Origin of the sequence: Acidovorax kalamii (assembly GCF_002245625.1) — a bacterium.
Lineage (GTDB): Bacteria > Pseudomonadota > Gammaproteobacteria > Burkholderiales > Burkholderiaceae_C > Acidovorax > Acidovorax kalamii.
Genome location: NZ_NOIG01000009.1, coordinates 161,123 through 174,102 on the forward strand (window position 1 = coordinate 161,123; position 12,980 = coordinate 174,102).

Annotated in this window: 12 protein-coding genes; 5 read left to right on the forward strand and 7 right to left on the reverse strand. The window is 65.3% G+C overall.

Going from position 1 to position 12,980, the window contains the following annotated elements; all coding sequences use genetic code 11:
- Positions 1-117: 117 nt before the first annotated feature.
- The 6 genes from CBY09_RS14795 to CBY09_RS14820 all read right to left on the reverse strand — a co-directional run bounded on the left by CBY09_RS14795 (position 118) and on the right by CBY09_RS14820 (position 6,328).
- Entirely contained in the window at positions 118-1,851 is a 1,734-nt protein-coding gene (locus tag CBY09_RS14795) for an ABC transporter substrate-binding protein (protein ID WP_094290351.1), read from the reverse strand.
- Between the two features lie 136 nt (positions 1,852-1,987).
- Positions 1,988-2,296: a DUF2160 domain-containing protein gene (locus tag CBY09_RS14800; RefSeq protein WP_063462377.1), complete on the reverse strand. Its 309-nt coding sequence runs from the start codon at positions 2,294-2,296 to the stop codon at positions 1,988-1,990.
- A 12-nt stretch (positions 2,297-2,308) separates the two neighbouring features.
- Positions 2,309-3,121, reverse strand: a complete 813-nt coding sequence (locus CBY09_RS14805; RefSeq protein WP_055395662.1) for a carbohydrate ABC transporter permease — start codon at positions 3,119-3,121, stop codon at positions 2,309-2,311.
- A complete protein-coding gene (locus CBY09_RS14810) occupies positions 3,114-4,010 on the reverse strand; it encodes a carbohydrate ABC transporter permease (protein ID WP_094290352.1) in 897 nt (298 codons plus the stop codon). Before CBY09_RS14810 ends, CBY09_RS14805 begins: the two co-directional genes overlap by 8 nt.
- A gap of 148 nt (positions 4,011-4,158) precedes the next feature.
- Positions 4,159-5,235 (reverse strand): ABC transporter ATP-binding protein, encoded by a 1,077-nt coding sequence (locus tag CBY09_RS14815; RefSeq protein ID WP_094290456.1) that lies wholly within the window; start codon positions 5,233-5,235, stop codon positions 4,159-4,161.
- Position 5,236: 1 nt separating this feature from the next.
- Positions 5,237-6,328, reverse strand: coding sequence for an ABC transporter ATP-binding protein (locus CBY09_RS14820; protein WP_094290353.1), 1,092 nt, complete (start codon positions 6,326-6,328; stop codon positions 5,237-5,239).
- Between the two features lie 235 nt (positions 6,329-6,563).
- On the opposite strand from CBY09_RS14820, the gene CBY09_RS14825 reads away from it, so the two are divergent.
- Both CBY09_RS14825 and glpK read left to right on the forward strand, forming a co-directional pair.
- Positions 6,564-7,328 (forward strand): DeoR/GlpR family DNA-binding transcription regulator, encoded by a 765-nt coding sequence (locus CBY09_RS14825; RefSeq protein WP_094290457.1) that lies wholly within the window; start codon positions 6,564-6,566, stop codon positions 7,326-7,328.
- A 19-nt stretch (positions 7,329-7,347) separates the two neighbouring features.
- A complete protein-coding gene (gene glpK, locus CBY09_RS14830) occupies positions 7,348-8,841 on the forward strand; it encodes a glycerol kinase GlpK (protein ID WP_094290354.1) in 1,494 nt (497 codons plus the stop codon).
- A gap of 152 nt (positions 8,842-8,993) precedes the next feature.
- Here the strand turns inward: glpK and CBY09_RS14835 are convergent, their stop codons facing one another.
- On the reverse strand, positions 8,994-9,680 hold the full coding sequence (locus tag CBY09_RS14835; RefSeq protein WP_094290355.1) for a GntR family transcriptional regulator: 687 nt from the start codon (positions 9,678-9,680) through the stop codon (positions 8,994-8,996).
- 182 nt (positions 9,681-9,862) lie between these two features.
- On the opposite strand from CBY09_RS14835, the gene CBY09_RS14840 reads away from it, so the two are divergent.
- The 3 genes from CBY09_RS14840 to CBY09_RS14850 all read left to right on the forward strand — a co-directional run bounded on the left by CBY09_RS14840 (position 9,863) and on the right by CBY09_RS14850 (position 12,978).
- Complete coding sequence (locus CBY09_RS14840) at positions 9,863-10,987, forward strand: ABC transporter substrate-binding protein (RefSeq protein WP_094290356.1); 1,125 nt, start codon at positions 9,863-9,865, stop codon at positions 10,985-10,987.
- Positions 10,988-11,204: 217 nt separating this feature from the next.
- Positions 11,205-12,098, forward strand: coding sequence for a branched-chain amino acid ABC transporter permease (locus CBY09_RS14845; RefSeq protein WP_094290357.1), 894 nt, complete (start codon positions 11,205-11,207; stop codon positions 12,096-12,098).
- Entirely contained in the window at positions 12,091-12,978 is an 888-nt protein-coding gene (locus CBY09_RS14850; protein WP_094290358.1) for a branched-chain amino acid ABC transporter permease, read from the forward strand. Before CBY09_RS14845 ends, CBY09_RS14850 begins: the two co-directional genes overlap by 8 nt.
- Positions 12,979-12,980 lie beyond the last annotated feature (2 nt).

A 12,980-nucleotide genomic window follows, 5' to 3' on the forward strand; every position in this document is an offset into this window, starting at 1 on the left:
GAGGAAACCGCCCTCGACGCGCTGGTCATCGGGGGCGGTATGGAGTGAAAAAGGCAGCCAGAGACCTTATGAGCCCTGGCTGCCTGTGGAGGTTGTCAAAACGCGGAGGTCACAGACTCAACGCGTTTTGCCGTCCTTCCAGGCCTGCAGCAACTTGTCGTAGGCAATGGTTTCGCCCTTCGGCTTTTCGTTGGCCAGCTTCTTCCAGGGAGCCTGCTTGTCGCTCAGCCACTTGTTGGGATCACTCTTGGCATTGAGCTTGGGCGCGCAGTGGGCCATGCCAGCGCGCTCCAGGCGGGCCATCACCTGGTCCATTTCGTCGGCCAGGGTGTCCATGGCACCTTGCGGGGTCTTTTCACCCGTCACGGCCTGGGCCACGTTCTTCCACCAGAGCTGGGCCAGCTTGGGGTAGTCGGGCACGTTGGTACCGGTGGGCGACCATGCCACGCGGGCGGGGCTGCGGTAGAACTCGACCAGGCCGCCCAGCTTGGGCGCCATGTCGGTCATGGCCTTGGACTGGATGTCGGACTCGCGGATAGGCGTCAGGCCCACCATGGTCTTCTTCAGCGACGTGGTCTTGGCCGTCACGAACTGGGCGTAGAGCCAGGCGGCAGCCGTCTTGTTGGCGTCGTGGTCCTTGAAGAAAGTCCAGCTGCCCACGTCCTGGTAGCCGTTCTGCATGCCTTGCTTCCAGTACGGGCCGTTCGGGCCGGGGGCCATGCGCCACTTGGGCGTGCCGTCGGCGTTCACCACGGGCAGGCCGGGCTTGGTCATGTCGGCCGTGAAGGCGGTGTACCAGAAGATCTGCTGCGCGATCTGGCCCTGGGCGGGCACGGGGCCGGCTTCGCCGAAGGTCATGCCCGTGGCTTCCTTGGGCGCGTACTTCTTCATCCAGTCCACGTACTTGGTCAGGGCGTAAACGGCGGCCGGCGAGTTGGTCGCACCGCCGCGGGCCACCGAGGCACCCACCGGTGTGCACTTGTCGTCGGCCACGCGGATGCCCCATTCGTCGATCGGCAGGCCATTGGGCGCGCCAATGTCGGCGGTACCGGCCATGGACAGCCAGGCATCGGTGAAGCGCCAGCCCAGCGAAGGGTCCTTCTTGCCGTAGTCCATGTGGCCATAGATCGGCTTGCCGTCGATGTTCTTCACATCGTTGGTGAAGAACTCGGCGATGTCTTCGTAGGCGCTCCAGTTCAGCGGCACGCCCAGGTCGTAGCCGTACTTGGCCTTGAACTTGTCCTTGATGTCCTTGCGGTCGAACAGGTCGGCACGGAACCAGTACAGGTTGGCGAACTGCTGGTCAGGCAGCTGGTACAGCTTGCCATCGGGGCCGGTGGTGAACTTGGTGCCGATGTAGTCCTTGAGGTCAATGCCGGGGTTGGTCCATTCCTTGCCTGCACCGCCCATGTAGTCGGTCAGGTTCATGATCTTGCCGTAACGGTAGTGCGTACCGATCAGGTCCGAGTCCGAGATCCAGCCGTCATAGATGGACTTGCCCGACTGCATGGAGGTCTGCAGCTTCTCGACCACGTCGCCTTCCTGGATCAGGTCGTGCTTGACCTTGATGCCCGTGATTTCCTCGAACGCCTTGGCGAGCGTCTTGGATTCGTATTCGTGGGTGGTGATGGTTTCGGACACGACCGAAATTTCCTTCACGCCCTTGGCCTGGAGTTTTTTGGCTGCGTCGATGAACCACTTCATCTCGGCCATCTGCTGGTCTTTGCTCAGCGTGGATGGCTGGAATTCGCTGTCGATCCACTTCTTGGCCTCGGCCTCGCCGGCCCAGGCAGCCTGCCCCATCGCCAGGGCCGCGGCGGCGAAAGCGATCGCCTTGAACTGCATCTTCATTGCTGTCTCCTCTCAGATTGAGACCCCCATTGGTAGACCGGCACCAACCCGGGGGGGAACCAGGCCAGGCCTTCGACACTACAAAAACAATAGCTACAGACGCTTACCCATCAGGCGCAAGCGGCCATTTTTCTCCTTAACCCTTGCGCATGATCAGCGCCAGCAGCGCCATCGACACCACAAAGCTGATCCAGATCGACGGATCGCCCTGCAGGCTGAACCACTGGGCCAGCTTGCCGCTGATGCCCACAAAGATCAGGTTCACGTAGGCGGCCGACAGCAGCCCGATAAAGAGCCGGTCGCCGCGCGTGGTCTCCAGGGGCAGGAAACCCTTGCGCATGGTTGTGGGCGACTTGATCTCCCACACCGCCATGCCCACCAGCATCAGCACGATGCACGTAAAGAACACCGCCACCGGCAGCGTCCAGGCCATCCAGTCAAACATATCGCTGCCTCCTCAAACCCGGCCCATCGCGAAACCCTTCGCGATGTAGTGCCGCACAAACCAGATCACGATGGCGCCGGGCACGATGGTCAGCACCCCGGCGGCCGCCAGCGTCGCCCAGTCCATGCCCGAGGCACTCACAGTGCGCGTCATGGTGGCCACGATGGGCTTGGCGTTCACGCTGGTCAGCGTGCGGGCCAGCAGCAGCTCCACCCAGCTGAACATGAAGCAGAAGAACGCCGCCACGCCCACACCGGCCTTGATCAGCGGCAGGAAGATGGTCATGAAAAAGCGCGGGAAGCTGTAGCCATCGATGTAGGCCGTCTCGTCGATCTCGCGCGGGATGCCGCTCATGAAGCCTTCCAGGATCCACACCGCCAGTGGCACGTTGAACAGCAGGTGGGCCAGCGCCACGGCAATGTGCGTGTCCATCAGCCCCACGGTGGTGTAAAGCTGGAAGAACGGCAGCAAGAACACGGCGGGCGGCGTCATGCGGTTGGTCAACAGCCAGAAGAACACATGCTTGTCGCCCATGAACTGGTAGCGGCTGAAGGCATAGGCTGCGGGCAGCGCCACGGTGAGCGAGATCACCGTGTTGATCGCCACATAGATCAGGCTGTTGATGTAGCCCGAGTACCACGACGCATCGGTGAAGATGGTCTTGTAGTTGGCCCAGGTGAAGTTCTGCGGGAAGAACGAGAAGCTCGACAGGATCTCCTCATTCGTTTTGAAGCTCATGTTGACCATCCAGTAGATGGGCAACAGCGCAAACAGCAGGTACGCAATCAGGAACAGCGTGCGCTTCTGGAAACGTTTTTCATTCATGGCCGGCTCCTTCGTCGCTGACGGTGCCCACGCGCTGCATCCAGTTGTAGAGGATGAAACACAGCAGCAGGATGATGAAGAAATAGATCAGCGAGAACGCTGCGGCAGGGCCCAGGTCGAACTGGCCGACCGCCTTGGTCGTGAGGTACTGGCTGAGGAACGTGGTGGCATTGCCCGGCCCGCCCCCCGTGAGCACGAAGGGCTCGGTGTAGATCATGAAACTGTCCATGAAGCGCAGCAGCACGGCAATCATCAGCACGCCGCGCATCTTGGGCAGCTGGATGTAACGGAACACCGCCAACTTGCTGGCGCCGTCAATGCGGGCCGCCTGGTAGTACGCGTCGGGGATGGAGCGCAGCCCGGCAAACGCCAGCAGCGCCACCAGCGGCGTCCAGTGCCACACGTCCATCAGCAGCACCGTGAGCCAGGCCTGCGTGGCGTTGCCGGTGTAGCTGTATTCGATGCCCATTTCCTGCAGCATGCGGCCCATCAGGCCGATGTCGGCGCGGCCATAGATCTGCCAGATGGTGCCCACCACGTTCCACGGAATCAGCAGCGACAGCGCCACCACCACCAGCACGGCGGACGACTTCCAGCCCTGCGCAGGCATGGACAGCGCCAGCAGGATGCCCAGCGGGATCTCCACCGCCAGCACCGCCAGCGAGAAGGTCAGCTGGCGCCACAGCGCCGCGTGCAGTTCCTCATCGCGCATCACGGCGGCAAACCATTCGGTGCCGACGAACACGCGCCGCTCGGGCGAGATGATGTCCTGCACCGAGTAGTTCACCACGGTCATCAGCGGCAGGATGGCCGAGAAGGCCACGCACAGAATCACGGGCAGGATCAGGAACCAGGCTTTCTGGTTGACGGGTTTAGTAGTCGCGCTCATGCCAGAGACTCCAAAAGACTGATGCCAGCCACAGCGCATGGCACGGGCGCAGCGCCATCAGCGGGACGCCCAGCAAGGGCCGCCCCGCAGCAAAGGGCGTCGTCCCCCTCGCAGGGGGAAGCCGCGCAGCGGCTCAGGGGGTAGGCCGTCATGCCAGCAACTCCTCATTCTTGTAAAAACAGGTGTGCTCACCCAGCACCTGAAGCCAGGCCGTGTCACCGGCCGATGGCAGACGCGTCTCGGGCGCAAAACGCGCCTTGACGGTGTGCTCGCCCACCTTGGCGGTCAGCATCAGGTAGGTGCCGATGTCCTGCACCTGCACCACCGTACCGGGCAGCGCACCGGCCTGCTGCGGCTGGGCGAGGGCCAGGTATTCGGGCCGGATGCCGACTTGCAGGGCGCCATCGGGCAGCGCGCGGCCCACGGGGCTTGCCAGGCGGTGGCCGGCCACTGAGAGGTTCTCGCCATCGCGGTGCGCGGGCAGAAAGTTCATGCCCGGCGAGCCAATGAAGTGCCCCACGAAGGTGTGCGCGGGCCGTTCGAACAGCGCATCGGCCGAGCCGACCTGCACCGCCTTGCCACGCGTCATCACCACCACCTGGTCGGCAAAGGTCAGCGCCTCGACCTGGTCATGCGTCACATAGATCAGCGTGAGCTTGAGTTCGTGGTGGATCTGCTTGAGCTTGCGCCGCAGCTGCCACTTGAGGTGCGGGTCGATCACCGTGAGCGGTTCGTCGAACAACACCGCCGCCACATCGGCACGCACCAGGCCCCGGCCCAGCGAGATCTTCTGCTTGGCGTCGGCCGCGAGACCTGCGGCGCGCTGGTTGAGCTGGCCGCTCATTTCCAGCATCTCGGCGATCACGCCCACACGCTGCTTGATCTGGTCCTCGGGCACCTTGCGGTTGCGCAGCGGGAAGGCAAGGTTCTCGGCCACCGTCATGGTGTCGTAGATCACCGGGAACTGGAACACCTGGGCGATGTTGCGCTCCTGCGGGCTGGCACGCGTCACGTCGCGGCCATCGAACAGCACCTTGCCATGCGAGGGCACAAGCAACCCCGACATGATGTTGAGCATGGTGGTCTTGCCGCAGCCCGAAGGACCGAGCAGCGCGTAGGCGCCGCCGTCCTCGAACTCCATCTTCAAAGGCAGCAGCGCGTAGTCGCTGTCCTGCTGCGGGTTGGGCTTGTACGAATGCGCCAGGTCCAGACTGATGCGGGCCATGTCAGCGCCCTCCTTGTGCGGTAACGGGCCGGGCGGGCGCCCGGGCCAGGCGGCCATCGGCACCAAACACATAGGCCTGGGCCGGGTCCAGGTGCAGCGTGATGGCCGTCCCCAGTTCAAAGTAATGCACGCCGGTGAGCTGCGCCACCAGATCGCCCCAGGGCGTGGATGCATGCACAAAGGTGTCGGAGCCCGAAATTTCGGCCAGCTCCACCACCCCGGCCACGCTCACATCGCCCTGGCGCGCATGCACACGCAGCGCACTGGCGCGCACGCCCACCGTCAACCCGGCCGCCGTGGCCGCGCCTTGCGGCAAGGGCAGCGTCAGCTCAGCCCCGCCCTGCAGGCGCACCCCCTGCGCGGTGGCCGAGGCCGCCATCAGGTTCATCGGCGGGTCGCTGAAAGCGCGCGCCACGCGCAGCGAGTTGGGCGCATGGAACACCTCGGCCGTGGGGCCGTACTGCAGCAGCTGGCCTTCGTCCAGCACCGCCGTGTAGCCGCCCAGCAGCAGGGCCTCGCCCGGCTCGGTGGTGGCATAGACCACAGTGGACTGGCCAGCGGCAAACAGCTGGGTCAGTTCCTCGCGCAGTTCTTCACGCAGCTTGTAGTCCAGGTTGACCAGGGGTTCGTCCAGCAACATCAGCGGCGCGCCCTTGGCCAGGGCGCGGGCCAGTGCCACGCGCTGCTGCTGGCCGCCCGACAGCTCGGCCGGGTACCGGTCCAGAAACATATCGATGTGCAGGCGGCTGGCGATTTCACGCACGCGGGCGTCGATGTTCTTTTCGCCGCGCAGCTTCAGGGGCGATGCGATGTTGGCCGCCACCTTCATCGAGGGGTAGTTGATGAACTGCTGATACACCATGGCCACATTGCGATCGCGCACAGGGGTGCCCGTCACGTCCTTGCCATCCACCAACACGCGCCCGTGGGTGGGCACATCCAGCCCCGCCATGATGCGCATCAGGCTGGTCTTGCCCGCCTGGGTCGCCCCCAGCAACACCGTCACGGCATTGGGCTGCAGCGACAGGTTCATGTCGTACAACCAGGTCTGCGCCGCGACTTTTTTGCTGATGCTGTCCAACGCCAGCTGCATGAAGCATCCTCTTCCGGCCCTGCGGCCTGTGTGAAAGGGCTGCGCACACGCACGGCAGCCCTCAAATTTCGATCTTTTTCATTTTTGTTCCTTTTTGTTCGAATCGAATCAAGGTTTACCCTTAATGAATTCGTTTTTGTTCGATTTACAGTCTTTAGCGTGTCACCGGGCACCCAAGCGGATGTTTCAAATTCGTTGCGATTCGGTGACAAACCACCGCGCACCACACCCCACCGTGAACACCAATCCCCGCCAACTCCAACTCCTCGAAGAAGTGCGCGCGCGCAAGTCCGCCACGGTGGAACAACTTGCCGACACCCTGGGGGTCACGCTGCAGACCGTGCGCCGCGACGTGCAGCGCCTGGCGGAGTCGGGACTGCTCACGCGCTTTCATGGCGGCGTGCGCGTGCCCAGCTCCACCGTGGAGAACCTGGCACACACCCAGCGTGAAAACCTGCATGCCGAAGGCAAGGCACGCATTGCGCGCGCCGTGGCCGAGCAGGTGCCCAACGACTGCTCGCTGATCCTGAACATCGGCACCACCACCGAGGCCATTGCCAAGGCGCTGCTGCACCACCGGGGCCTGCGCGTCATCACCAACAACCTGAACGTGGCCGCCATCCTGAGCAGCAACCCCGAGTGCGAGGTCATCGTCGCTGGCGGCGTGGTGCGCGCGCGCGACCGGGGCATCGTGGGCGAGGCGGCGGTGGATTTCATCCGCCAGTTCAAGGTGGACATCGCGCTCATCGGCATCTCGGGCATCGAGCCCGACGGCTCGCTGCGCGACTTTGACTACCGCGAGGTGAAGGTGGCGCAGACCATCATCGAACAGGCCCGCGAGGTCTGGCTGGCGGCCGACCACAGCAAATTCAACCGCCCGGCCATGGTGCAATTGGCGACGCTCAATCAGATCGGCCGGCTGTTTACGGATGCACCACCGCCTGAACCTTTTCCCGCTTTATTGCAAGACGCCGGTGTCATCTGCACCGTAGCTGCTTGAACCCTGAATTCTTTTCACCATGACCTACCTGCTCGCACTCGACCAAGGCACCTCCAGCTCCCGCAGCATCGTGTTCGATGAACGCGGCCACATCGTGGCGCAGGCGCAGCTCGAGTTACCCCAGATCTACCCCCAGCCCGGCTGGGTGGAGCACGACCCGCTGGAAATCTGGCGCACCCAGATCGCCACCGCGCGCGACGCGCTGGCCAAGGCGGGCATTGCGGCCCGCGACATACGCGCCGTCGGCATCACCAACCAGCGCGAAACCACGGTGCTGTGGAACCGCCAAACCGGCCTGCCCGTGCACCACGCCATCGTGTGGCAGGACCGCCGCGCCGAGCCTGCCTGCGCGCAACTGCGCGAACAAGGCCATGCCGCCGCCATCCAGACCAAGACGGGCCTGCTGGTGGATGCCTACTTCTCGGGCACCAAGCTGCAGTGGCTGCTGGACCACGTGCCCGGCGCACGCGAAGCCGCCGAGCGCGGCGAACTGGCCTTTGGCACGGTGGACAGCTGGCTGATGTGGAAACTCACCCACGGCAAAGTGCATGTGACGGACGTGAGCAACGCCTCGCGCACCATGCTGTTCAATGTGCACACCAACCAGTGGGACGACGAGCTGCTGGCGCTGCTGCGCATTCCCAAGGCGCTGATGCCCGAGGTGTTGCCATCAAGCGCCCACTTTGGCGACACCGCGGCCGACCTGCTGGGCCACGCCATTCGCATCGGTGGCGTGGCGGGCGACCAGCAAAGCGCGCTCTTCGGCCAGGCCTGCTTCACGGCCGGCATGGCCAAGAACACCTATGGCACGGGCTGCTTCATGCTTATGCATACGGGGGGCAGCTTCCAGACCAGCCAGAACGGCCTGCTCACCACCAGCGCAGCGCAGGCGACGGCGCAGCCTGAATTTGCGATGGAAGGCAGCGTCTTTGTGGGCGGCGCCGTGGTGCAGTGGCTGCGCGATGGCCTGCGCGCCATCTCCACCAGCGGCGAGGTCGAGTCGCTGGCCCAAAGCGTGCCCGACTCGGGCGGCGTGATGATGGTGCCCGCCTTCACCGGCCTGGGCGCCCCGTACTGGAAACCCGACGCCCGCGGCACCATCACCGGCCTCACACGCGGCACCACGCTGGGCCACATTGCGCGCGCGGCGCTCGAAAGCATCGCCTACCAAAGCGCCGCCCTGCTGCTGGCCATGAGCCGCGACGCCGTGGCCGCCGGTGGCGCGCCGGTGAGCGAGCTGCGCGTGGACGGTGGTGCCTGCATCAACGATTTGCTGATGCAGTTCCAGGCCGACCTGCTCGGCATCCCGGTGGTGCGGCCGGCTGTGATCGAGACCACTGCGCTGGGCGCCGCCTACCTCGCGGGGCTGTCGAGCGGCGTATACCGCAGCACGGATGAACTCTCGCAGCTGTGGCGCGCCGACCGCCGCTTTGTGCCCACGCTCAGCAGCGCACGCGCGCAGGAGCTGATGGCGAACTGGGAACACGCCGTGCGGCAGACCACGGCCGCCTGAATTACCCCAACTACCCCCTGAGTCGCTTCGCGGCTTGGGCGGCCCTTGCGCGAGGGCACTGGCCCTGGCCGCGCCAGCTTCATGCACGAGGGTGGCGCGCAGCGCAATCAATCACTGATACGGAACCACCGGCGCCGGGTGGCGCCCCCCGGTCAAACAAAGGGGGTTTCGGCGGCTTCGCCCATTGCGCGCTCGCGCGCCGTGGCCAGCAGTTCCCGGCGCGTGTGGTCGATGTGCTCTTCGAGCAGTGCCACCACCCGGGCCACATCGCGCGCGCGGCAGGCGGCCAGCAGCGCATAGTGGTCTTCCATCGGCTTGTCGCGCCCCGTGGCTTCGGACATGGCCACGTGGGTGTAGCGGTCGGTGTTGAGGCAATACTCCTCGATCAGCCGGCGCAGGCGCCCATTGTTGGCCGGCGCCGACAGCGCCAGGTGGAACTGCCGGTTGTACTCGGCCCAGTCGGCCACCACATCCGACGCCGCATAGGCCTCCAGGATGCGCTCCATCGCCTCGAAGTCGCGCTCCACCATGTTGGGCACGGCCAGCCGCGCGGCATGGCATTCCAGCGCCACGCGGATGTCCAGCAGCTCGCAGATCTGCTGCACGTTCATGCCCGCCACCACCGCCCCCCGGTTCAGGTGGTGCACCACCAGACCTTCTGACTCCAGCTGGCGCAGCGCCTCGCGCACCGGGATGCGGCTCGCCTGAAAGCGCTCGGCCAGCGCGTCCTGGCGCAACTGGTGGCCCGCCTGGAGCTTGCCACTGAGGATTTCATTGCGCAGCACCTCGCGGATGGTCTGGTGCAGCGCCTGGGGCGCGGACGGCGAACGGGCTCTCATGCCGGTATTGGAGCAGATTTTTTTCGAGGGTTTTTGGGGGCGGTTGCCAAATTGGATCCAATTACATAAACTTGGATCCAATCTGACATCAAACGGATACAAACCATCGATGCGCAGCCCTGGCACCCCGTGCAACCGCCCGCGCCGCAAGGCGCCCCCTCCCCTTCCTTCCTGGAGTTCCCATGTTCCTCACCCGCCGCCACCTGCCCGCCGCTGCCGCAGCAGCCCTTGCGCTTGGTCTTGCCGCCACCCCGCTGCCCGCCCTGGCGCAGGAGACCATCCACATGGGCGCCGTGCTGTCGCTCACCGGTGCCAACGCCACCGTGGGCGAAGACGTACGCCGTGCCGTGGCGCTGGCGGTGGACAAGGTCAACGCCGACGGCGGCGTGCTGGGCAAGAAGTTCGGCGTGATCGTGGAAGACTCGGGCGGCAACGCCACCACGGCCCTGAACGCAGCACGCAAGCTGGTCAGCGTGGACAAGGTGCCGGTGGTGATCGGCGAATACTCCTCGGGCATCACCCTGCCCATGGCGCAGTACCTGGTGAAGGAGGGCGTGGCCCACCTCAACATCGCCAGCACCAGCATCAAGATCCGCGACCTGGGCGCCAGCTCGTTCAACCTGATCGGGCTGGAGGACAAGGGCAACCAGTTCTCCTCCAAGGACGTGTGGGACCTCGGCTACCGCAACGTGGCCATGGTGGCGCCCAACAATGCCTACGGCCAGGGCGTGGTGCACGGCTTCAAGCAGGAGTTCGAGAAGCTGGGCGGCAAGGTCGTGACCGAGGTGCTCTACACCGCCGGGCAGTCCACCTACCGCCGCGAGCTGCAGCAGATGGCGCGCAGCAACCCCGACGCCTACATCTACACCGCCTACGGCCAGGAGTCGGCCGTGATCAACCGCGAGGCCATGGAGCTGGGCCTGCGCGCCAAGCCGTTCTACGCCATCCTGATCTCCATGAGCCTGTCAGACACGGCCCCCGAGATTGCCAAGGGCCAGCTCGGCATGGAGGTGGGCAGCGTCTACGGCGCAGCCGGCAAGGCCTACGCCGACGCGTTTGCCGCCAAGTACAAGGAGGGCATGAAGACCTCGTACACCGGCTATGCCTACGACGCGGTGCTGATGACCGCCGCCGCCATGAACAAGGCGAAATCCACCGACACCGCCGCCGTGCAGGCCGCGCTCAAGGAGATCGGCAAGGGCGGCTATGTGGGCGTGACCGGGCCCATCGTGTTCGACGCCGACCGCCAGCGCATCGATCCCCCTTACGCCAAGCTCAAGTTCGACGGCAAGGTCGTTCCTCGGTGACATCCCCCTGAGCCTCAAAGATGCAAGGCGCTGACGTGCCTTCCCCCTTCTCTGGAATCGCTGGCGCGATTCAGTAAGGGGGACGCAGCCCTCGCTGCGCGTGGCCCTTGCGTGGCTGCCCAGCCTGGGCCGCAAATTCTCCAAGCCAAATTGGCCTTTCGCGCGCGACCATAAAGCGCCGATCGCTCTCGTTTTCATAGCAATCTAGTTCCCCTCCATGCTCCAACTGCTCTTTGACACGCTGCTGCGTGCCTCAGACCTCGCGCTCATTGCGCTGGGCCTGAGCACCGTCTACGGCCTCGTCAAGTTTCCCAACATCGCGCATGTGCAATACGCCATGCTGGGTGCCTACGCCACCTATGCTTTTTTTGCCATGGGCGTACCGCTGCCCCTGGCCATCCTCATCGCTAGCGTGCTCACCGGCTTGCTCACGCTGGTGCTGCACCTGCTGGTGTTCCGCCGCCTGCTGCGCTCCGGGCCCGCCATCACCATGATCGGCTCCCTGGCCGTGGCCATGCTAGTCGTGGCCGTTGCGCAGGGCGTGGCCGGATCCTTCCCGCGCATGTTCAACTTGGCCCTGACCGCCCCGGTGCTGGTGGGCGATGTGCGCCTGTCGCACACCCAGATCTACGCCATGGCCACCACGGCGCTGCTGCTGGGGCTGTTCACGCTGCTGCTGTTCTTCACCCGCACGGGCCGCGCGATGCGGGCCCTGTCCACCAACCCCGCGCTGGCGGCCGCCTCGGGCCTGAACGCCGAGGGCATCACGCGCCTGGTCAACTTTGCCAGCGGCGCCATCGCCGGGCTGGGTGGCAGCCTGCTGGCGCTGTCCACCGGCGCGCACATCAACCTGGGGCACGACCTGCTGCTGCCGGTGTTCGCCGCCGCCATCCTGGGTGGCCTGGGCAACCCGCTGGGCGCGGTGGTGGGCGCGCTGCTCATCGCGCTGACCGAGACGCTGGTCACCAACCTCAACTTCGGGCCGCTGCTGGGCAAGAGCATGGCCTTCCTGCCGGTGTCGTACATCAGCGCCGGTTCTTTCCTGATCCTGCTGCTGGCGCTGCTTTTCAAGCCCTACGGCCTGTTCGACCGCGAGGTGCGCCGTGTTTGATTTTTTCATTTCCACCCTCACCGTGGCGGGCATCTACGGCCTCATGGCGCTGGGCCTGAACCTGCAGGCCGGTGTGTCGGGCCTGCTCAACTTCGGCCACATTGCCTTCGCGGGCATCGGCGCCTATGCCACGGGCATTGCCGTGCAGGCGGGCTGGCACCCGGTGGCGGGCGCCGCCTGCGGCGTGCTCGTCGCCATGGTCCTGGGCTGGTGCGTGGCGCGCCTGGGCCGACAGCTCGGCTCGGACTACTGGGGCATCGCCACCCTGGCCATCGCCGAGATCCTGCGCACCGTGGCCACCAACGAGGACTGGCTGACCGGCGGCGCCAATGGCATCGCCGGCATCCCCTCGCTGTTTGACGGCCTGGGCCGTCCCTGGAGTGCGCTGGCCTTTCTGGCCCTGGTGTTGCTCGCACTCGGCGCTTTCGCACTGCTGGCGTCGCGCCTGGCCAGCGGCCGCTTTGGCCGCGCGCTGCGGCTGATGCGCGAAGAGCCCCAGCTGGCCATCTGCATGGGCTACGACCTGCGCCAGCTCAAGTCGCACGCCATCATGGCCGGTGCGGCCGTGACGGCGCTGGGCGGCTCGCTCTACGCACACTACATGAGCTTTGCCGGGCCCGACTACATGGTGGCTGCGGAGACCTTCCTGCTCTGGACCATGCTGATGATCGGTGGCCTGGGCAACACGGCCGGTGTGCTTACTGGTGTCGTGCTGGTGCAGGCGGCCTACGCGCTCGTGCCGTTCGCCAAGGACCACTTCCATTTCAGCTCCGACCTGGCGGGCGCCCTGCGCCTGGGCCTGATCGGCGCCATCCTCCTGGCCTGCCTGCTGTGGCGCAGCCAGGGCCTCATCCCCGAAAAGCTGCGCAGGATCCCATGAGC